18 protein-coding genes are annotated in these 20,375 nt (G+C 61.9%); 6 read left to right on the top strand and 12 right to left on the bottom strand.

Going from position 1 to position 20,375, the window contains the following annotated elements:
- Positions 1-45 precede the first annotated feature (45 nt).
- Positions 46-1,170 carry a TIGR03364 family FAD-dependent oxidoreductase gene (locus C0058_RS30785; protein WP_102370111.1) on the top strand — a complete coding sequence of 375 codons (1,125 nt, stop codon included), beginning with the start codon at positions 46-48 and terminating at the stop codon, positions 1,168-1,170.
- Complete coding sequence (locus C0058_RS30780) at positions 1,170-1,724, top strand: phosphonate degradation HD-domain oxygenase (protein WP_102370110.1); 555 nt, start codon at positions 1,170-1,172, stop codon at positions 1,722-1,724. The genes C0058_RS30785 and C0058_RS30780 overlap by 1 nt, the downstream gene beginning before the upstream one ends.
- Here C0058_RS30780 and C0058_RS30775 read toward each other — a convergent pair.
- Positions 1,721-3,094 (bottom strand): DUF3482 domain-containing protein, encoded by a 1,374-nt coding sequence (locus tag C0058_RS30775; RefSeq protein ID WP_102370109.1) that lies wholly within the window; start codon positions 3,092-3,094, stop codon positions 1,721-1,723. The two genes, C0058_RS30780 and C0058_RS30775, sit on opposite strands and share 4 nt — an antisense overlap.
- Entirely contained in the window at positions 3,087-4,466 is a 1,380-nt protein-coding gene (locus C0058_RS30770) for a DUF2868 domain-containing protein (protein ID WP_102370108.1), read from the bottom strand. The genes C0058_RS30775 and C0058_RS30770 overlap by 8 nt, the downstream gene beginning before the upstream one ends.
- Before the next feature lie 90 nt (positions 4,467-4,556).
- On the opposite strand from C0058_RS30770, the gene C0058_RS30765 reads away from it, so the two are divergent.
- On the top strand, positions 4,557-5,069 hold the full coding sequence (locus tag C0058_RS30765; RefSeq protein ID WP_008438965.1) for a dihydrofolate reductase: 513 nt from the start codon (positions 4,557-4,559) through the stop codon (positions 5,067-5,069).
- A 94-nt stretch (positions 5,070-5,163) separates the two neighbouring features.
- On the opposite strand, the gene C0058_RS30760 is transcribed toward C0058_RS30765, so the two are convergent.
- Positions 5,164-6,555, bottom strand: coding sequence for an L-cystine transporter (locus C0058_RS30760; RefSeq protein WP_003213804.1), 1,392 nt, complete (start codon positions 6,553-6,555; stop codon positions 5,164-5,166).
- A 241-nt stretch (positions 6,556-6,796) separates the two neighbouring features.
- Here C0058_RS30760 and C0058_RS30755 point away from each other — a divergent pair, with 241 nt between their 5' ends.
- Positions 6,797-7,855, top strand: a complete 1,059-nt coding sequence (locus tag C0058_RS30755; RefSeq protein WP_003213803.1) for a phosphorylcholine phosphatase — start codon at positions 6,797-6,799, stop codon at positions 7,853-7,855.
- A 193-nt stretch (positions 7,856-8,048) separates the two neighbouring features.
- Here the strand turns inward: C0058_RS30755 and ilvD are convergent, their stop codons facing one another.
- The 4 genes from ilvD to C0058_RS30735 all read right to left on the bottom strand — a co-directional run bounded on the left by ilvD (position 8,049) and on the right by C0058_RS30735 (position 13,523).
- Positions 8,049-9,890 (bottom strand): dihydroxy-acid dehydratase, encoded by a 1,842-nt coding sequence (gene ilvD / locus C0058_RS30750; protein WP_003213802.1) that lies wholly within the window; start codon positions 9,888-9,890, stop codon positions 8,049-8,051.
- 330 nt (positions 9,891-10,220) lie between these two features.
- On the bottom strand, positions 10,221-10,679 hold the full coding sequence (locus tag C0058_RS30745) for a transposase (protein WP_003213801.1): 459 nt from the start codon (positions 10,677-10,679) through the stop codon (positions 10,221-10,223).
- A gap of 218 nt (positions 10,680-10,897) precedes the next feature.
- Positions 10,898-12,094: an MFS transporter gene (locus C0058_RS30740; RefSeq protein WP_102370107.1), complete on the bottom strand. Its 1,197-nt coding sequence runs from the start codon at positions 12,092-12,094 to the stop codon at positions 10,898-10,900.
- A gap of 232 nt (positions 12,095-12,326) precedes the next feature.
- Positions 12,327-13,523: a class I SAM-dependent rRNA methyltransferase gene (locus C0058_RS30735; protein ID WP_003213799.1), complete on the bottom strand. Its 1,197-nt coding sequence runs from the start codon at positions 13,521-13,523 to the stop codon at positions 12,327-12,329.
- Between the two features lie 299 nt (positions 13,524-13,822).
- Here C0058_RS30735 and C0058_RS30730 point away from each other — a divergent pair, with 299 nt between their 5' ends.
- Positions 13,823-14,635 carry an HDOD domain-containing protein gene (locus tag C0058_RS30730; protein WP_174717803.1) on the top strand — a complete coding sequence of 271 codons (813 nt, stop codon included), beginning with the start codon at positions 13,823-13,825 and terminating at the stop codon, positions 14,633-14,635.
- A gap of 21 nt (positions 14,636-14,656) precedes the next feature.
- A complete protein-coding gene (gene mutM, locus C0058_RS30725; protein ID WP_008438968.1) occupies positions 14,657-15,469 on the top strand; it encodes a bifunctional DNA-formamidopyrimidine glycosylase/DNA-(apurinic or apyrimidinic site) lyase in 813 nt (270 codons plus the stop codon).
- 133 nt (positions 15,470-15,602) lie between these two features.
- Here mutM and C0058_RS30720 read toward each other — a convergent pair whose 3' ends face one another.
- The 5 genes from C0058_RS30720 to C0058_RS30700 form a co-directional block, all read right to left on the bottom strand.
- Positions 15,603-15,854 (bottom strand): YfhL family 4Fe-4S dicluster ferredoxin, encoded by a 252-nt coding sequence (locus C0058_RS30720; protein WP_003213796.1) that lies wholly within the window; start codon positions 15,852-15,854, stop codon positions 15,603-15,605.
- A 183-nt stretch (positions 15,855-16,037) separates the two neighbouring features.
- Positions 16,038-16,517 (bottom strand): pantetheine-phosphate adenylyltransferase, encoded by a 480-nt coding sequence (gene coaD, locus C0058_RS30715; protein WP_003176711.1) that lies wholly within the window; start codon positions 16,515-16,517, stop codon positions 16,038-16,040.
- A gap of 114 nt (positions 16,518-16,631) precedes the next feature.
- Positions 16,632-18,227 (bottom strand): GMC family oxidoreductase, encoded by a 1,596-nt coding sequence (locus C0058_RS30710; protein ID WP_003213795.1) that lies wholly within the window; start codon positions 18,225-18,227, stop codon positions 16,632-16,634.
- A 33-nt stretch (positions 18,228-18,260) separates the two neighbouring features.
- Entirely contained in the window at positions 18,261-18,806 is a 546-nt protein-coding gene (locus C0058_RS30705) for a twin-arginine translocation pathway signal protein (RefSeq protein ID WP_102370105.1), read from the bottom strand.
- Positions 18,807-18,834: 28 nt separating this feature from the next.
- Positions 18,835-20,262: a coniferyl aldehyde dehydrogenase gene (locus tag C0058_RS30700; RefSeq protein ID WP_008438970.1), complete on the bottom strand. Its 1,428-nt coding sequence runs from the start codon at positions 20,260-20,262 to the stop codon at positions 18,835-18,837.
- Between the last annotated feature and the right edge of the window lie 113 nt (positions 20,263-20,375).

Here is a 20,375-nt window from a genome sequence, read left to right as displayed (position 1 = left end):
TCACAGGATGCATTCCCACGCGGAGCGTGGGAACGAGAGGTCTTCATGACACAACTGCTGATCATCGGCGCCGGCATCCTCGGCCTGTCCCATGCCTTTGCCGCTGCCAAACGCGGCCTCAAGGTCAAGGTCTTCGAGCGCAGCGCCACCCCGCTGGGTGCTTCCGTGCGCAACTTCGGCCAGGCACTGGTCACCGGCCAGCCGCCCGGGCCCATGCTCGACCTGGCGCGGGACAGCCGCGAGATCTGGGGCCAGTGGGCGCAACTCGCCGGCATCCAGCTCAAGCGCAACGGCTCTTATTTGTTCGCCCGCACCGAAGCCGAAGAGCACTTGCTTGAAGCCTTCTGCGCCGGTCGCGCGCAAGAACACGGTTATCGCGTCAAGTTGCTGCAAGGCGCCGCCCTGCACGAGCTGTACGGTGGCCAGTTCGCCCATCACCGCGCTGCGCTTCACGGCCTGGATGATCAACAACTGTATTCGCGCGAGGCTATCCCGGCGCTGATCAACTACCTCAGCCGCGAACTGAGCGTGGAGTTTCATTTCTCCACCCTGGTGCGCGACATCGAGCCCGGCCAGGTGCACACCACTGCCGGCTCCTTTCGCGGCGAGCAGATCATTGTCTGCTCCGGTCACGACTACCAGACGCTGCTGGCCGAGCAGATTGCCGAACTCAACCCGCAAATCTGCCGCCTGCAAATGCTGCGCGCCCGGCCAGTGGTGGAGTTGAACCTGCAACACGCGCTGCTGACCGGCCTCAGCTGCGTGCACTACGGCGCCTTCGCCGACTTGCCGGAAGCCGCGCCGGTACAGGCCGAAATTCTGCGGGATGTACCGCACCTGCATGAAAACGGTATTCACCTGCTGATCAGCCCGACACCCTATGGCGAACTGATCATCGGGGATTCTCACCATTACGGCAGCGATCCTTCACCGTTCAACGCCGAACAGGTGGACAACTGGATGATCGAACTGGCCGAACATACCCTGGGCTGCAAGATCCAGGTCGTGGAGCGCTGGCAGGGCGTCTATGGTTCCCGTGGGCCGGGGCCGTTCTCGTTCACGCGGGCGGCGCCGGGGGTGAGCGCGGCGTTGATGCACACCGGCGTGGGCATGAGCGTCGGGCCGGCGATGGCCGAGCGCAATATCACTGAGCTGTGGGGGAGTGCGTGATGAAAGCAGAGCAGGCAATCGCCGAGGTCTTCGGCCTGTACGAACAACACGGCACCGCCGATTACATCGGCGAGCCGGTCTCGCAGATCGAACACATGTCCCAGGCCGCGCAGTTGGCCATGGCTGAAGGCTTCGATGATGAAGTGGTGCTGGCGGCGTTCTTCCACGATATCGGGCATATCTGCGGCCAAGGTGGCGAGAACATGGGCGGTTATGGCGTGGTCAGCCATGAACGGCTGGGCGCCGATTATCTGCGCCGGGCGGGCTTCAGCGAGCGGATGGCAAAACTGGTGGAATACCACGTGCAGGCCAAGCGTTATCTGACCTTCAGCCAGCCGGATTATTACGCACGCTTGAGCGAAGCCAGCCGTCGTACCTTGGGTTACCAGGGCGGCGTGATGACCGCCGAGGAAGCCCGGGCGTTTGAGCAGGACCCGTTGTGCGCCGTCAGCCTGCGCATGCGTCACTGGGATGAACAAGCCAAGGAAATGCACGTGCCGGTGCTGGACCTTGAAGTGTTGAAATCCAAGGCCCGGCAGTTGTTGGCGGCTTAGGTCTCGTCCAGGCGCTGGGCCAGGGCTTCGACCTGTTCCTGGCGTTCGGCCTGGCTCAACCTGGGGTGCGGGTTGAGGGACGACCATTGCGGATGGGCGCGGGCCTTGTTCAGGGCTTCGGGCAATTTGCCTTCGCGCCAGGTCTTGTCCTGGGGTGTGTCGACCTTGATGCTGTGGATCGCCGCATGCCCCCGCAGGTTCAGGGCCTTGAGCAGTTGCCGCTGGCGCAGGGCCAACAGGCGCAGCACGCTGTCGTCGACGGTCAGCTCGCGCTGGCCCTTGATCTTGCCCAGCAGGCGGCTGCCATAACTGCGGGCAGTTTGCAGCGCGCCTCCCGCGATGGCTCCGGCGAGGGCGGCGGCGCCGAGGGTCAGGCCGCCTACGAGTAGATCCACACCTGCGCCGGCCGCCGCGCCGGCTGCGATTCCGCCACCGACCCGCACGCCCAGTTGCTTGAGGGTCTCGGGGTTGAACAGGTCATCGCCCCAGCGCCCGTCCAGCAGCGGTAGATCGCTGGCGGCGGCGTCCTGCGGGCGGAAGCCGAACAACTTGAGCAAGGCCTCCACGCAACGCTGTTCGCGCTGGCGCACGGCTTTGCGCAGTTCGCTGATGGCCTGCTGTTCCACTTCGGCTTCGCTGACCACGCTGCGGCGGCAGGCGGCGCAGTCGATCAGCAGTTCGGCGATCAGCCGCGCCGCACTTTGCTGGCGGGCCTGGCGCTGGGCTTCCTGATCAAGTATCAGCCGTTCCAGTTGCCCACGGGAGTTTTCCAGCAGCAGGGCGAGGCTTTCATAGAGCCGGCGCTCGCCGTCTTCCGGCGGCGCGACGCTGTCGAAACGCACCAGCGCATGCAGGCCGAGGCGGGCGAGGGCTTCGCGCCAGTCCGGCTCGCGGTGGTCGGCGCTGCTGACAAAATTGAGCACTGGCAGCAACGGTTTGCCGCAACTGGCGAGCACTTGCAGCTCATCGCGGTACTTGGCCAGCACCGGCTCCCGGGCGTCTATCACATACAGCCCGGCGTCGGAGGCGAGCAGTTGGCGCAGCACCTTGGCTTCCTGTTCGAAGCGTTGCCGGGCCTCGCTGCCTTCCAGAAAACGCGCCAGCCGTGCCGGGCCGTCGAGGCGTTCGCCGGGGCGGTCCAGGCGTTCGAGGTAATCGAGCAGGGCGATGGCATCTTCCAGGCCCGGCGTGTCGTACAGCTCCAGCAAGGCTTCGCCGTCCACCGACAAGCGCGCACCTTCGACATGCCGGGTGGTGCTGGGACGATGGGAGACTTCACCAAAGCCGACGTCTCGCGTGAGCGTGCGCAGCAACGAGGTCTTGCCGACGTTGGTGTGGCCGACCACCGCAAGTTTCAGGGGCTTAGTCATGACCGGTCTCCAGCCAGGTGAGCGGCGCGCAATCGGCGAACGGTATCTCCAGTTGTTGCAAGGCCGTGTGCCAATCACCTAGGCGCTCAGCATCCAGGGCTTGGCCGGCGGGCGCTTGCAGCAGCCAGACCCGAGTGGCGGTGGCGCTGCGGGCCAGTTCGGCAATCAGCGCAAGGCTGCCGCGATCCGGCGAGCGGCGTGGGTCGCAGGCGATGGCCAGGCGCGCGGGCGGGAAGCGGGTGAGTTGCTCCAGCAGCTTGTTGCGGGATTCACGGCTGTCGAGGATGCCGGCGTCCTTGACACTGGCCGGGAGCTTCGGCGGCCATGGGCGCTGGTCGTCCAGCTCGATGGCCACCAGCAGGGCGCCGTTGCTTTCCAGTTCACTGACGCCGCCGGTCACGTAGTGCAATTGTTCGGGCGCCGCATCATTGACCCCAAGCCGTTCGCTGCTGGGCATCAGCCGTTCACGCAGTTGGCTGTAGCCGGGCAGGTTAAGGTCGAGGCTCAAGGCGGCGCGCCCACGTTTCCAGCGCCACAGGCACAGCAACGCAAGGATCAGCCGCGGCAGGATGCCGTACACCAGCAGCACGCCCACCAGCCAGGCGGCCCAGGCCTGGCGGGCGCTTTCGATATTCAGGGCGGCATCGCCGCTGGCGCGGATCATCTCGACAGTGGGCACATTGAAGCCGAGCAAGGCGGGCAGGGCGCCGAGGGTTTGGGTCACGGCGACAAAGGTGTCCGCCCGCAGGATGGTGGTTTCCCACACAAAACCGTAGCGCCGGGTGGCCAACAGCGTCAGCAGGATCACCAGGGCGCTGAGCAGGGCCAGCAGCCACAGGCTGTTGACCAGCACACCGACGGCCCAGCGATTGAGCTTGCGCCGTTGCAGCAACAGCAGCAGGGCGGGCGCCAGTTGCGCGGCCTTGGCGTCGCGGGCGAGTTTTTCGCTGAGCCATAACCACAGGCGGCCAAGACTGGCGCCGTGTTCACCGGCAAACAGCAGGCCCAGGGCCCAGCTCAACAACAGGATCAGGTTCAAACCCAGCAGGCTGCCCAGGGCCCAGAACACATTGACCGGCGCCAACCCGTTGCCCAGCGCGGCAAACGCCAGGCCGGCGCCGCTGATAATGGCGACTACCGCCAGCAGGATCAGCGCCAGGCGCGCGCCTTGCAGCCAGCGGGTCAGGGCGGCGGTCAGGCCATCGCGTTCGGCCAGCCACAGCGCACGGTTTTGAATGCGCGTGGGCAAATCGCCGCCGGTGTTGCGGGCCAGGCGATTGGCTTCCTGGTCTTCCAGGGCGCCCGCGTGTTCCTCGCGCAGGCGCACGGTCTCGGTCAGCCAGAGTGTTTGCAGGGGGGTCAGAGCTGTCACGCGCCGTCCTGTTGAGCCAGTGAGTCTGGAGCATAACCGCTGGAACGCCGGTTGGGGTATGCCGCGCGCGGCTCTGGTATTCTCGTCGCCATGAAAAAAACTCTCCCTTTAAGCCTGATCGCAGCCCTCGGTGAAAACCGTGTGATCGGCGTCGACAACAGCATGCCCTGGCATTTGCCGGGGGATTTCAAATATTTCAAGGCCACCACCCTGGGCAAGCCGATCATCATGGGGCGCAAGACCTGGGATTCCCTGGGGCGACCGTTGCCGGGCCGGTTGAACATTGTGGTCAGCCGTCAGACCGATCTGGCGCTGGAAGGTGCGGAAGTTTTTCCGTCACTGGACGCGGCCGTGGAGCGGGCTGAGGAATGGGCCAAGGCGCAGGGCGTGGATGAGCTGATGCTGATCGGCGGCGCGCAGTTGTATGCCCAGGGGCTGGAGCAGGCGGATCGCCTGTATTTGACGCGGGTGGCGTTGAGCCCGGACGGGGATGCGTGGTTTCCCGAGTTTGATTTGAACCAGTGGAAGCTGGTGTCGAATGTCGAGAATGCGGCTGAGGGTGACAAGCCGGCGTACAACTTCGAAGTCTGGGAAAAAGCCTAAGAGCATCGCAGGCAAGCCAGCTCCCACAGTTGACCGAGTATTACTGAAAAAACCGGTTCAATGTGGGAGCTGGCTTGCCTGCGATAGCGGTCTGTCAGGCCTGCGCCAATTCCGCATGCTCATCGGCATTGAGCAGTTCTTTATCCGTCTGCTGCATGATCTGGCTGGTAATCGCCCCCGCCGTCATCGAACCGTTCACGTTCAATGCCGTACGGCCCATGTCGATCAGCGGCTCAACCGAAATCAGCAGCGCCACCAGTGACACCGGCAAGCCCATCGCCGGCAGCACGATCAGCGCGGCAAACGTCGCACCGCCGCCCACGCCCGCCACACCGGCCGAACTCAAGGTCACAATCGCCACCAGTGTTGCGATCCACAGCGGGTCCAGCGGGTTGATACCCACGGTCGGCGCAACCATCACCGCCAGCATCGCTGGGTAAAGACCCGCGCAACCGTTCTGGCCAATCGTCGCGCCAAACGAGGCGGCAAAACCGGCGATGGACTGCGGAATCCCCAAGCGACGGGTCTGCGCTTCAATGCTCAGCGGGATGCTCGCGGCGCTGGAGCGGCTGGTGAAGGCAAACGTCAGTACCGGCCAGACCTTGCGGAAGAACCGCAGCGGGTTGATCCCGGCCAGCGACAGCAGCAGGCCGTGCACCACAAACATCAGGCCCAGGGCCAGGTACGACACCACCACAAAACTGCCGAGCTTGATGATGTCTTGCAGGTTGGAGCTGGCGACCACTTTGGTCATCAGCGCCAATACGCCGTACGGGGTCAGCTTCATCACCAGGCGCACCAGGCGCATCACCCAGGCTTGCAGGGTGTCGATGGCGTTGAGGACTTTCTGGCCTTTTTCCACGTCATCCTTGAGCAGTTGCAGCGCGGCAACCCCAAGGAATGCAGCGAAGATCACCACACTGATGATCGACGTCGGCTTGGCCCGGGCCAGGTCGGCGAACGGGTTCTGCGGGATGAACGACAGCAGCAGCTGCGGGATATTCAGGTCGGCAACCTTGCCCGCGTAATCACTCTGGATCACTTGCAGGCGCGCCATTTCCTGGGTGCCGGCCACCAGGCCTTCGGCGGTGAGGCCGAACAGGTTGGTCAGGCCGATACCGATCAGCGCCGCAATCGCCGTGGTGAACAGCAGCGTGCCGATGGTCAGGAAGCTGATCTTGCCCAGGGACGAGGCGTTATGCAGACGGGCCACGGCGCTGAGGATCGAGGCGAACACCAGCGGGATCACGATCATTTGCAGCAACTGCACGTAACCGTTGCCGACCAGGTCGAACCAGCCGATCGAGGCCTTGAGCACCGGGTTGCCGGCACCGTAGATCGCGTGCAGCACCACACCGAAGATCACGCCGAGTACCAACGCAAACAACACCTTCTTGGCGAGGCTCCAGTTGGTTCGGCGGGTTTGTGCCAGGCCCAGCAGCAAGGCCACGAACACCAGTAAGTTGAGAATCAGGGGCAGATTCATTGAAGCTCCGTTGAGAAGGCAGCCAATCGCAGGAGCCTGCGATTGCGAACCGGCAAGCCTAACAGCTTGAAATATATTGATTTAATAACGTTATCGCATGGCGACTGTCGTTTTTGGAATAAGCGAATGACGCGCAGGCGTATGGCATTGGCGCGATCAAGACGAAAGCGGTCGCGCTCGGGCGATAACTGTCATACAGATTTGTTAGCGTCGATGTCTTTCACTCAGGGAGAAAACGCACATGAAGCTAGCGCCGAAACTGTTTGCCGCCGCGCTGTGCCTGGGCCTCGCGAGCCAGGCCTTTGCCGCCACCGAGTTGAAACATTGGCCGGCGGCTGCCGCCAAGCAACTGGACACGATGATTGCCGCCAATGCCAACAAGGGCAACTTCGCGGTGTTCGACATGGACAACACCAGTTACCGCTACGACCTTGAAGAGTCGTTGCTGCCGTACCTGGAAAACAAGGGCCTGATCACCCGCGACACCATGGACCCCTCCCTGAAGCTGATCCCGTTCAAAGACACCGCCGACCACAAGGAAAGCCTCTTCAGCTACTACTACCGCCTCTGCGAAGTCGACGACATGGTCTGCTACCCGTGGGTCGCGCAGATTTTCTCCGGCTTCACCCTCAAGGAACTCAAGGGCTACGTCGACGAGATGATGGCGTCAGGCAAGCCGGTGCCGGTCACCTATTACGACGGTGACGTGGTCAAGAACATGGAAGTGCAGCCGCCGAAGGTCTTCACCGGCCAGGCTGAGCTGTTCAACAAGCTGATGGAAAACGGCATCGAGGTCTACGTGATGACCGCCGCGTCCGAGGAACTGGTGCGCATGGTCGCGGCCGATCCGAAGTACGGCTACAACGTCAAACCCGAGAATGTCATCGGCGTGAGCACCTTGCTCAAGGACCGCAAGACCGGCGAGCTGACCACCGCCCGCAAGCAGATTGCCGCCGGCAAGTATGACGAGAAGGCCAACCTCGGCCTGGAGCTGACCCCGTACCTGTGGACCCCGGCCACCTGGATGGCCGGCAAGCACGCGGCGATCCTGACCTATATCGACGAGTGGAAAAAACCGGTGATCGTCGGTGGCGACACGCCGACCAGTGACGGCTACATGCTGTTCCATGACGTGGACGTGGCCAAGGGCGGCATCCACCTGTGGATCAACCGTAAAGACAAATACATGACCCAGCTCAACGGCATGATGGCCAAGCACGCTGCGGCCCAGGCCAAGGAAGGGTTGCCGGTGACGGCGGATAAAAACTGGGTGATCGTCAAGCCGGACGAGATTCAGTAAGTACGGCTGGACTCGGTCAAAAATGTGGGAGCGGGCTTGCTCGCGAAGGCGGTGGATCAGCCAGCTTATTCAGTAACTGGCACACCGCAATTCGCGAGCAAGCCCGCTCCCACAGTTGATCTTCTTTGTTTGGGGAATTATCTCCAGACAAAAAAATGCCCCGCACATGGCGGGGCATTTTTATGGGCGAGGTTTACAGACCGTCAAGCATCGCCTTGTTACGCACAGCACCTTTGTCGGCACTGGTGGCCAGCAGGGCATAAGCCTTCAAGGCGGTGGTGACTTTGCGCGGACGCTTCTCCACCGGCTTCCAGCCTTTCTTGTCCTGCTCGACCCGGCGTGCCGCCAGTTCTTCATCGCTGATCAACAGGTTGATCGAGCGGTTCGGAATGTCGATCAGCACCTTGTCGCCATCCTGCACCAGGCCGATGGCGCCGCCCGCAGCAGCTTCCGGCGAAGCGTGGCCGATGGACAGGCCCGAGGTCCCGCCGGAGAAACGGCCGTCGGTCAGCAAGGCGCAGGCTTTGCCCAGGCCCTTGGATTTCAGGTACGACGTCGGGTACAGCATCTCTTGCATGCCCGGGCCGCCTTTCGGGCCTTCGTAACGGATGATGACGATGTCGCCTTCCTTCACTTCGTCAGCGAGGATGCCGCGTACCGAGCTGTCCTGGCTTTCGTAGATCTTGGCGCGGCCTTCGAACACGTGGATCGACTCGTCGACACCGGCAGTTTTCACCACGCAGCCATCCAGCGCGATGTTGCCGTACAGCACGGCCAGGCCGCCCTCTTTCGAATAGGCATGCTCGACACTGCGGATGCAGCCGTTTTCACGGTCGTCGTCGAGGGTTTCCCAACGGGTCGACTGGCTGAACGCGGTCTGCGTCGGGATGCCGGCCGGGCCGGCCTTGAAGAAGTGATGCACGGCTTCGTCAGTGGTCTGGGTGATGTCCCACTTGGCGATGCCTTCGGCGATGGATTTGCTGTGCACGGTCGGCAGGTCGGTGTGCAACAGGCCGCCACGGGCCAGGGAGCCGAGGATCGAGAAGATCCCGCCGGCACGGTGCACGTCTTCCATGTGGTACTTCTGGATGTTCGGCGCGACTTTGCACAGTTGCGGCACGTGGCGGGACAGGCGGTCGATGTCCCGCAGGTCGAAGTCGATCTCGGCTTCCTGGGCGGCGGCCAGCAAGTGCAGGATGGTGTTGGTGGAACCGCCCATGGCGATGTCCAGGGTCATGGCGTTTTCGAACGCCTTGAAATTGGCGATGTTGCGCGGCAACACCGACTCATCGTTCTCGGTGTAGTAGCGCTTGCACAGCTCGACGATGGTGCGGCCGGCCTGCAGGAACAGCTGCTCGCGGTCGCTGTGGGTGGCCAATGTGGAGCCGTTGCCCGGCAACGCCAGGCCCAGGGCTTCCACCAGGCAGTTCATCGAGTTGGCGGTGAACATGCCGGAGCACGAACCGCAGGTAGGGCAGGCGCTGCGCTCGTATTCCGCGACCTTCTCGTCAGAAGCGCTGGAATCGGCGGCGATGACCATGGCGTCCACCAGGTCGAGGCCGTGGGAGGCGAGCTTGGTCTTGCCGGCTTCCATCGGGCCGCCGGAGACGAAGATCACCGGGATGTTCAGGCGCAGGGCGGCCATCAGCATGCCGGGGGTGATCTTGTCGCAGTTGGAGATGCACACGATGGCGTCGGCGCAGTGGGCGTTGACCATGTATTCCACGGAGTCGGCGATGATCTCGCGGCTCGGCAGGGAATACAGCATGCCGTCATGGCCCATGGCGATGCCGTCATCCACGGCGATGGTGTTGAATTCTTTCGCTACACCGCCGGCGCGTTCGATCTCGCGGGCGACCAGTTGGCCCAGGTCCTTGAGGTGGACGTGGCCGGGTACGAACTGGGTGAACGAGTTGGCAATCGCGATGATCGGCTTCTTGAAGTCGTCATCTTTCATCCCCGTGGCGCGCCACAGTGCGCGGGCGCCGGCCATGTTGCGGCCGTGGGTGGATGTTTTCGAGCGGTAATCAGGCATTGGAGCACTCCGGGCGGCTAATCAAGTACTAAAGGGGAGTGAGCTTCTAATTGACGACTGGAACACCCGAAAAATGGCCGTGTGTCCGGAAGTTGCCACTCGCGTCGCGGGATCGCCGCTTGCTTGGGCCTCGAGCTCATAAACCCGCCGGGGGATGACTGGCGATGAATAGGTCCGATTCTACACCGCTGGCGGCCGGAGGGAATGGCCGTCTACCTGTAGGAGCGAGCTTGCTCGCGAAAAACGTCAACGGTAACGCAGCGCTATCAGGTGGTCCGTGTCGTCTGTTGGTTTTTCGCGAGCAAGCTCGCTCCTACAGGGTTGCGTATTTCACAGCCACATGGCGTCCCAGAGCGGATAGTCGCCGATACGCTCAACCAGCCCTGCTCTTAATGGATTGGCGACGATGTATCGAGCTGTTGCTTTCAGGTCATCTTCCCGGCGTAGCGCCCGATCAAAGTAGCCCTTTTGCCAAAGTGTCCCGTGGCAACTCCTCGCTTTGTTAATGGCGTGGGCACTTCGCGACTTGGTAATCCGCATCAGTCTCGGCAAATCGCCGTTGTGCAATTCCACCAGCCAATGGAAATGGTCCGGCATCACGACCCAGGCCAGTGAGGTCGCCTCGCCGTCGTCCTGAGCCTTTCTGAATTCGCGAACAAGCAGGCGACCAATGCGCCAGTCCTGGAAGACCAGCTGTCGTTGATGGGTGACGGCGGTGAGCAGGTAAATGCGGCCGGATTCCGAATAGCGGCCTTTACGCAGCCGATGGGCGTTTTGTTGGGTGGACATTCCTTCGTCCTCTTCGTGTGGGTAGAAGAGAGACGGTAGGAGGCAACAGTGTCTATTGGCGTTTAAACACTGGTTCTGAATATGTCATGCCTTCTGTAGGAGCGAGCTTGCTCGCGAAGAACGTCAACGATAACGCAGCGCTATCAGGTGGCCCGTGTCGCCTATATGTTTTTCGCGAGCAAGCTCGCTCCTACAGTGGGAGTGGGAGTGGGAGAGCGTTAGCGTCCGACTCTGATGTTCGTCACTACGCCCCAAACGCTGAGCACGATGAAGCTGATGGCGATGGTCATCAGCAAGTTGTCTCCGGCTTGGGCGAGCGCGGCGCTGCTGACGGCGGCGGTGATGAACATGATGCTGTTGCCGACCGACGCGGCGGTGCCGGCGCTGCTGGAGAACAGCAACATGGCCGCGGAAATCGCGGCGGGGCGTACCAGGGTCACGGCCAGGGCGCTGATCAGCATCGGGATCAGCAGGGTGATGGTGGTCATGGCCTCATAGCTGATCACCAGCGTCAGCAATACGCCTGCGATCCCCAGCAGGCCCAGCCCGAGGTTGATTTGTCGCGTGAGGGAGATATGTTTCTGCAGTGCAGTTGCTGCAACGCCGCCCAGCAGGTAGGCAACGCCATACACCATCAGCACTACCGCGTACTGGTATTCGGACAGCTTCAACTCATCCATGAAAATCAGCGGTGTCACGCTGATCAAGGCGAAGTAACACGCGAATACCAACGCGGCGATCCACCAGTAACGGATGAAGTCCCGGTTGCTTGCGATGGATTTCAGCGTGGCGATGATCGAAACAGGGGCTCTTTCAGGGCTGGCCGCCTTGGACGGCAATATCAGCCAGGCATGGATAAACATGCCCAGCGCCATCACCGCAAATCCATAAAAGCTGCCCTGCCAATCAAATGTGGTTTGCAGCCAGGAGCCGAGCAGCGGCGACAGCGCAACGAACGATCCGCTCAGGGTCATGTAGTAGATGCGGATGCGGGCGCGATCCTGCTCTTCGAAAAGGTCTTCAACCAGCGCATGGCCGAGTACAAAAAAGCCACAGCCGATGGCCTGGACGGCGCGAAACAGCAGGAAACTCGGGTAATTCGCCGCCAGTGCGCAGCCGATCGAGCCTAGGGTGGAAACCACGATGCACCCCAGCAGCACTTCCTTGCGCCCGAATTTATCTGAAAGCGGGCCGGCGATCAGTTGGGAAATCGCAAAAACCAGAGTGAACAGGCTGATGGATAAGGCGACCTCAGCAGTTGAGGTATCGAACTTCGCGGCCAGGGCTGGAAAGGAGGGCAGCAGGATATTGATCGGGAAGAAGCTGATCAGCGAGATGCAGGTGATGAGGATGAAGCGCGAGCGTTGTTGGCGTTTTACGTCGCCATGGGGTGGCGAATAAGAGGACTCAGACATTGTTTTTATTTTCCGGAGTAAAACCAGAAACCGATACTAGTCTGCGAAACGGGGAATTCAATCAAAAGTGTTGTGGGAGGCCAAGCCCATGATGGTGTGTGTTGCCGCTGTAGGAGCGAGCTTGCTCGCGAAGAACGTCAACGATAACGCAGCGCTATCAGGTAGCCCGTGTTGTCTATTCGTCTTTCGCGAGCAAGCTCGCTCCTACAGTTGATCCGGTTCCAATTGGGCGTTAGCTGTTCGGCAACAACCGGCAAGTAATGCTCTTGATATACCGGGTCTCGGCAATCGCCGGGTGCACCGGGTGGTCCGGGCCCTGGCCGCCGCGTTCCAGCATCTGGATGTTGCGATCCAGGTGACGGGCGCTGGTCAGCAGGATGTTTTGCAGGTCGTCTTCCGGCAAGTGCATCGAGCACGAAGCGCTGACCAGGATGCCGTCCTTGCTGAGCAGGCGCATGGCTTGCTCGTTCAGGCGGCGGTAGGCGCCTTCGCCGTTTTTCATGTCTTTCTTGCGCTTGATGAAGGCAGGCGGGTCGGCGACGATCACGTCGAAACGCTCTTCGCTGGCTTTCAGCTCTTTGAGGGCTTCGAACACGTCGCCTTCGATGCAGGTCATTTTCTCGGCAACGCCGTTCAGTGCCGCGTTGCGCTCCACGCCGTCGAGGGCGAAGGCGGAGGCGTCGACGCAGAACACTTCACTGGCACCGAAGGCGGCCGCTTGCACGCCCCAGCCGCCGATGTAGCTGTACAGGTCGAGTACGCGTTTGCCTTTGGCATACGGGGCCAGGCGGGCGCGGTTCATGCGGTGGTCGTAGAACCAGCCGGTCTTCTGGCCCTGGATCACCGGCGCTTCGAACTTCACGCCGTTTTCTTCGAGGGCAACCCACTCCGGCACCAGGCCGAACACGGTTTCGACGTAGCGGTTGAGGCCTTCGGCATCACGCGCGGCGGAGTCGTTCTTGAACAGGATGCCGCTTGGCTTGAGCACTTGGGTCAGTGCGGCAATCACGTCTTCCTTGTGGGCTTCCATGGTCGCCGACGCGATCTGCACCACCAGGATGTCGCCGAAACGGTCGACCACCAGGCCTGGCAACAAGTCGGAATCGCCGTACACCAGGCGGTAGAACGGCTTGTCGAACAGGCGGTCACGCAGGGACAGGGCGACGTTGATGCGGTGTACCAGCAGCGACTTGTCCAGCGGCAACTTGATGTCGCGGGACAGCAGGCGGGCGCAGATCAGGTTGTTCGGGCTCATGGCCACGATGCCGAGGGTCTTGCCGCCGGCTGCTTCCAGGATCGCCTGGTCGCCTGCCTGGAAGCCGTGAAGAGGTGTGGCGGCCACATCGATTTCGTTGCTGTAGACCCACAGGTGGCCGTTACGCAAACGACGATCGGCGTTGGCTTTGAGACGCAGGCTTGGCAGGGACATGACGTCGCTCCGGAAAAAAGAGCGGGAGTATACCGTGTTGTGCAGTACTTGGCGGTGCCGCCGGACATGTGGGAGCGGGCTTGCTCGCGAAAGCGGAGGATCAGTAAACCCATTCCGTGGCTGACACACCGCTTTCGCGAGCAAGCCCGCTCCCACATTCGGTCCGGTTTCAGTTCGGGTTTTTGAGGTGTCAGCCTGGTTGCCATAAAGGTTAGAATCGCCGCCTAGTCCAGAGTGTGCCCCCTATGTCCCAAGAGCTATCCGCCGAACAGATCCAACAGAGCCTCCAAGGCATCAGTGTGCCGCCTCAACCGCAAATCATGGTGGATTTGCAGATGGAGCAGTACATGCCCGATCCGGACCTGGAAGTGATCGCCCGGTTGATCGCCCAGGACCCGGGCCTCTCCGGCTCGCTGCTGAAGATCGTCAATTCGCCGTATTACGGTCTGAGCAACAAGATCGTCTCGATACAGCGCGCGGTGAACCTGCTGGGCAGCCGCTCCATCGTCAACCTGATCAACGCGCAGTCGATCAAGGGCGAGATGAGCGACGACACGATCGTCACCCTCAACCGTTTCTGGGACACAGCCCAGGACGTGGCCATGACCTGCCTGGCCCTGGCCAAGCGCACCGGCAGCCAGGCGGTCGATGAAGCCTACGCATTGGGGCTGTTCCACGATTGCGGCGTGCCGTTGATGCTCAAGCGTTTCCCGAACTACATGAGTGTGCTGGAAGAGGCCTATGCCAACGCCGGCCCGGAGTGCCGTGTGGTCGACACCGAGAACCAGGCGTTCAACACCAACCATGCCGTGGTGGGTTACTACACCGCCAAATCCTGGCGCCTGCCGGAACATGTGACCGATGCCATCGCCAATCACCACAATGCCCTGGCGATTTTCAGCGACGAGTCCAACCAGAAGCCGCAGCTGAAAAACCTGCTGGCGATCCTGAAGATGGCCGAGCACATTTGTGCGTCGTACCGCGTGCTGGGCAACCAGGTGGATGACCATGAGTGGAACGCCATCGGCCCGCTGGTGCTGGACCATATCGGCCTGTCGGACTACGACTTCGAGAGTTTGAAGTTGTCGATCCGCGAGCTGGGCGCGCACTAACCCTTTTTCCAAGAGGTACACATGCCCGAGTTACCGGAAGTCGAAACCACCCGGCGCGGAATTGCACCGCACCTGGAAGGCCAGCGGGTCAGCCGTGTGGTGGTGCGTGAGCGGCGCCTGCGCTGGCCGATCCCGGAAGACCTGGATGTGCGGCTGTCCGGGCAACGCATCGTGCTGGTGGAGCGGCGGGCCAAGTATTTGTTGATCAATGCCGAGGTCGGCACGCTGATCAGCCACTTGGGGATGTCGGGCAACCTGCGCCTGGTGGAAGCCGGCAGCCCGGCGGCCAAGCATGAGCATGTGGATATAGAACTGGAGTCGGGCCTGGCCCTGCGCTACACCGACCCGCGACGCTTTGGCGCGATGCTCTGGAGCCTCGACCCGCTGAACCACGAGCTGCTGATCCGCCTGGGGCCGGAGCCGTTGACCGACCTGTTCGACGGCGAGCGGCTATTCCAGCTGTCCCGTGGACGCTCGATGGCGGTGAAGCCGTTCATCATGGACAACGCGGTGGTGGTGGGCGTGGGCAATATCTACGCGACGGAGGCGCTGTTTGCCGCCGGGATTGATCCGCGCCGGGAAGCCAAGGGCATTTCCCGTGGGCGTTACCTGAAGCTGGCGATTGAGATCAAACGCATCCTGGCGGCGGCCATCGAGCGCGGCGGCACCACGTTGCGTGACTTTATCGGCGGCGACGGGCAGCCGGGGTATTTCCAGCAGGAATTGTTCGTCTATGGCCGTGGTGGCGAGGCGTGCAAGGTCTGTGGGACTGAGTTGCGCAACGTGATGCTGGGGCAGCGGGCGAGTGTGTTTTGCCCGAAGTGTCAGAGCTGACGATTTGTGGTGCTGCTGATGGCGTCTTCGCGAGCAAGCCCGCTCCCACATTCGACTGCATTCCAAAGGTGGAACTCGGTCGAATGTGGGAGCGGGCTTGCTCGCGAAGGGGCTTAATGAAGCGCCAAGGGACTTAGGCCTTCCCGGTAATCAACCGGTACTTCTCCATCAGTTGCTCTTCCGTTTCCGGATGAGCCTCGTCCAGCGGAATGCAATCCACCGGGCAAACCTGCTGGCACTGGGGTTCGTCGTAGTGGCCGACACACTGGGTGCACAGGTTGGGGTCGATCACATAGATCTCTTCACCCTGGGAAATGGCAGCGTTCGGGCACTCGGGTTCGCAGACGTCGCAGTTGATGCAATCGTCGGTGATGATCAGGGACATGGAAACTCCTGCCAGGGCTGTCAGCCAAGGCATCTGAAAACTAATGCGCGCAATTGTGCCGCATTGGCGCCCGCAGTGCGAGTCACAGCGATGGACAGTAGGAGCCGGCTTGCCGGCGATGGCGATGGGTCAGTTGCACCGTGGCGCCTGGATCGCTGGCAAGCCAGCTCCTGCAGTCCGGGATTATTTCTTGAATCTCAGGGTGAGAGCATCCGCCACAGCCGGGTGCACGAACTTGGTGATATCCCCGCCCAACGCCGCGATTTCCCGGACCAACGTCGAGGAAATGAACGAATAACGTTCCGAAGGCGTAAGAAACAGGCTTTCCACGTCCGGCGCCAGTTGGCGGTTCATGTTGGCCAGCTGGAATTCGTATTCGAAATCCGACACCGCCCGCAGGCCGCGCAGGAACACATTGGCGTTCTGTTCCTTGGCGAAGTGCGCCAGCAGCGTCGAGAAGCCGACCACTTCAACGTTGGGCAGATGCTTGGTGACCTCACGGGCCAGCTCCACGCGCTGTTCCAGGGGAAACAGCGGGTTTTTCTTGGGGCTGGCAGCGACCGCGATAATCACATGGTCGAACAAGCGCGAGGCGCGTTCGACCAGATCGCCATGGCCCTTGGTGATTGGGTCGAAGGTACCTGGGTACAACACTCGGTTCATCGCGTCGTCCTGGCGGAGTCCGTTGGGGAACCGGATGGTATCGCAGCCATCCCGGTCGGCCAAGTCAACTTATTCAGAAGAAAGCACTATAGACACCGCGAATACCCGGTTTTTTCAGGCCGTTTTCAGACGTTCGGCCAATGCCGTCGCCAGTTGCGCCGTCAATCCATACACCGATAACTGCGGGTTAGCGCCAATGCTGGTGGGGAATAGCGAGCCATCGTGGATCGACAAGTTGCGCAGTTGATGATGGCGCCCAAGGCTGTCGGCCACGGCGTTTTTCGGTTCTTCCCCCATCGCGCAACCGCCCATTACATGAGCGCTGCCGAGCCGGGTTCGGTGCAATTCGAGGTTCAACCCGTCGATCATGCTGCGGGCTTCAGCCAAGGTGTTCACGTAGCGCGCATCGCCGTGTAGCGGCATCACCGACTTGGCGCCGCCGGCAAACTGAATCTCCGCCATGCTGTGGAATGCCCGGCGCAGGCCGTCCCAGGCGTAGGGCGAAACCTGATAATCGAGCACCGGTGTGCCATCGCCGCGTAATTCGACTGTGCCACCCGGGCTGTCGGGGTGGAAGCCGTCCCGCAGCAGCGCCAGCATGGCGTGGGTTTTCGGCAGTTGACCCATGTCCAGCGCGTTCTGCGTGCCGTAGCCGCCGAGCAAGGTGCTGGCCAGGCCCGGATGCAGTGGCGGTACTTCGAGCTTGTAGGACATTTTGCCGGTAGTGCCGTCCTGCCATTGGAAGTGATCGGAATAAATCGACTGCGGCGCGCCGTAAAACGGGTTGATCACCTCGTCGAACAACCCGGCGGAAAAATTCACCAGGTGTAAAAAGGTTCGCTTGCCCAGGCGCGAGTGGGGATCGGGCGCGTCCGAGCGCAGCAGCAGCGCCGGGCTGTTGATGCCGCCGCCGGCCAGTACGTAATGCTTGGCTTTGACTGTGATCTTGCGGCCGGTGGGTGCCACGCAATACTGATCCATGGCCACGCATTCGAGGCTGGTGATGGTGTCGCCGCTGAACTTCAGGCGTTCGGCACGGGCCAGGTACAGCAGCTCGCCGCCTTTCTCCAGGGTGGACGGAATGGTGGTCACCAGCATTGATTGCTTGGCGTTGACCGGGCAACCCATGCCGCAATACCCCAGGTTGAAACAGCCGCGCACATTGCGCGGGATCACGTGCCAGCTGTATCCAAGCTTTTCGCAGCCCTTGCGGATCACGTCATTGTTGGCATTCGGTGGCATGGCCCAAGGCGCGATGCCCAGGCGTTGTTCCATTTTTTCGAACCAGGGCGCCATTTCGGCGCTGCTGTGGCCCTTGACCGCGTACTCGCTGGCCCAGTGGGCGAGGGTCGGGTCCGGGGTGCGGAAGCTGGAGGTCCAGTTGATCAGCGTGGTGCCGCCGACCGCGCGGCCCTGCAGGATGGTGATAGCGCCGTCCTTGCTCATGCGGCCGATGCCTTCCTGGTAGAGGCTGGCGTAGGCCTCGTCTTCCAGCAGCTTGAAGTCGTTGCTGGTCTTCAGCGGGCCTTCTTCGATCAGCAGCACCTTGTAGCCGGCGGCGCTGAGGATTTCGGCGGTGGTGCCGCCGCCGGCGCCGCTGCCGATGATCGCGACGTCGGCTTCCAGGGTCAGGTCCTGGTCGAGGGCGGCGCCATTGTGGGTCTTCCAGCCGCGGGCCATGCCATCGCGGAACAGATCAGGTACGGGCATCAGGGTCGTCTCTTGTTTTTATCGGGATGCAGATCAGATTTTCGGTGGGCCGGGGTAGCCGCAATGCGCCCAGGACTCGGGGCGGAAATACCAGGCCATGATCACCAGCTTGAGCAACGAGCCCTGGCCCATGCGCAGCAGGTTCAGGTAGCTGTTTTCCCAACGGTGCAGGAAGTTGCGGATCTGTTCGCCGCTGGCGTTTTCCCAGCTGCCCCACACCCCGGTCAGGGGCCCACGGGTGATGGCCATGCCCAAGACGTCGAACAGTTGCTGGGTCAGCTTGAACATCTCGGGCGACAGGTGTTGCAGGCTGAAGTCGAGCTTTTTCAGGGTGTCGTCGATGCCGGCCACCACTATCTCGGCGCTGGCCACGCCCTCCAGCAGCACCGGAATCACTGCCCGCAAAAACGGCAGGTCACTGCTGCGCAACATCGCAAAGCCGCTGGCCGGGGTGCTGCTGGAGCAGCCGCTGAGGCTGGCGCCCAGCCCGGCGGTGGCCAGGAAGGCGCTGGCGCACAGGCCGAGTTTCAAGACGCCGCGCCGTGACAGCGCGGGTGATTCAGTCAGGCTAGGGTTCATTCTTATTGTTATCCCGGTGATGGGTTTGTTAGCGGACGAACAGCTTCTGGATCAACTTCTGGATGGATTTGCCATAGGGCGGGTAAATCAGCTTGGCCGCGTTCAGGCGTTGCTTGATCAGCACGCCCTTGGCCTTGCTGAACGTCAGGAAACCTTCATGGCCGTGGTAATGGCCCATGCCCGACGGGCCGATGCCGCCGAAGGGCATGTCGTCCTGGGCTACGTGCAGCAACGTGTCGTTCAGGCACACGCCGCCGGAATGGGTTTCGTGCAGTACGCGGTTCTGTTCCGCCTTGTTGTAGCCGAAGTAATACAGCGCCAGTGGGCGAGGGCGCTGATTGATGTAGGCAAAGGCCTGGTCGAGGCCGCGATACGGCACGATCGGCAGCACCGGGCCGAAGATTTCGTCCTGCATCACGGTCATCTCGTCGCTGACATTCAGCAGCAGGCTGTGGGCCATGCGGCGGTCCTGGCCCTGGTCGTACAGCGGGACCAGGGTGGCACCCTTGTCGGTGGCGTCTTTCACGTAGCCGTTGAGCCGGGCCAACTGTCGTTCGTTGATGATGGCGGTGTAGTCCGGGTTGTCGGCCAGGGTCGGATAGAACCCGCGAACCGCCTTGCTGTAGGCCTCGACGAAGCCGTCTACACGGTCTTCCGGCACCAGCACATAGTCCGGCGCCACGCAGGTTTGCCCGGCATTCAGCGCCTTGCCGAAGGCGATGCGTTCGGCGGCGTCCTTGAGCGGCACGTCGGCGGAAACAATCGCCGGTGATTTGCCGCCCAGTTCCAGGGTGACCGGCGTCAGGTGTTCGGCCGCCGCGCGCATCACGTGCTTGCCGATGCTGGTGGCGCCGGTGAACAGCAGGTGGTCGAAGCGCAGCTTGGAAAACGCCATGCCCACTTCAGCCTCGCCGAGCACCACGCACACCAGGTCCTCGGGGAAGATCTTCGCCAGCAGCGCCTTGAGCAACTGGCCGGTGGCGGGGGTGGATTCGCTGAGCTTGAGCATCACCCGGTTGCCGGCCGCCAATGCACCCACCAGCGGGCCGATGGCCAGGTACAACGGGTAGTTCCAGGGCACGATCACCCCGACCACACCCAGGGGTTGATAGATGACCTTGGCGGACGCGGGCTGGAAGGCAATGCCTACAGCGCGGCGGGAAGGTTTCATCCAACCCTTGAGGTGTTTGCTGGCGTAGTGAATGCCATGCAGGCTGGGCATCAGTTCGGCGAACAGGGTTTCGTCGGCGCTGCGGTGGCTGAAATCACTGCTGATGGCGTTGATCAGCGCCTGGCGTTCGTCACTCAGCAGCTCGCGTAAGGCCTTGAGCCATTGCTGGCGCTGGGTGGCCGGCGGCATCGGGTTGGCGGCGTAGGCTTGGCGCTGGGCGTCGAACAGTTCCTGGAGCTGGTCCAGCGCCTGGGAATCTTGCAGGTAGGCAACGTTGGCAGACATGGCGAAGTTCCCGATTGTTATTGGAATGCTTCAGTTTTTAGAGTAATTGCTCTAAATTGTCAAATAACATTGCACAACGTGCCGATTTATCCGGACAAGGATAGTCCGTAAGA

This window comes from Pseudomonas sp. NC02 (genome assembly GCF_002874965.1).
In the GTDB taxonomy this organism is placed as follows: Bacteria; Pseudomonadota; Gammaproteobacteria; order Pseudomonadales; family Pseudomonadaceae; genus Aquipseudomonas.
This window is presented reverse-complemented; position numbering and strand designations above follow the sequence as displayed.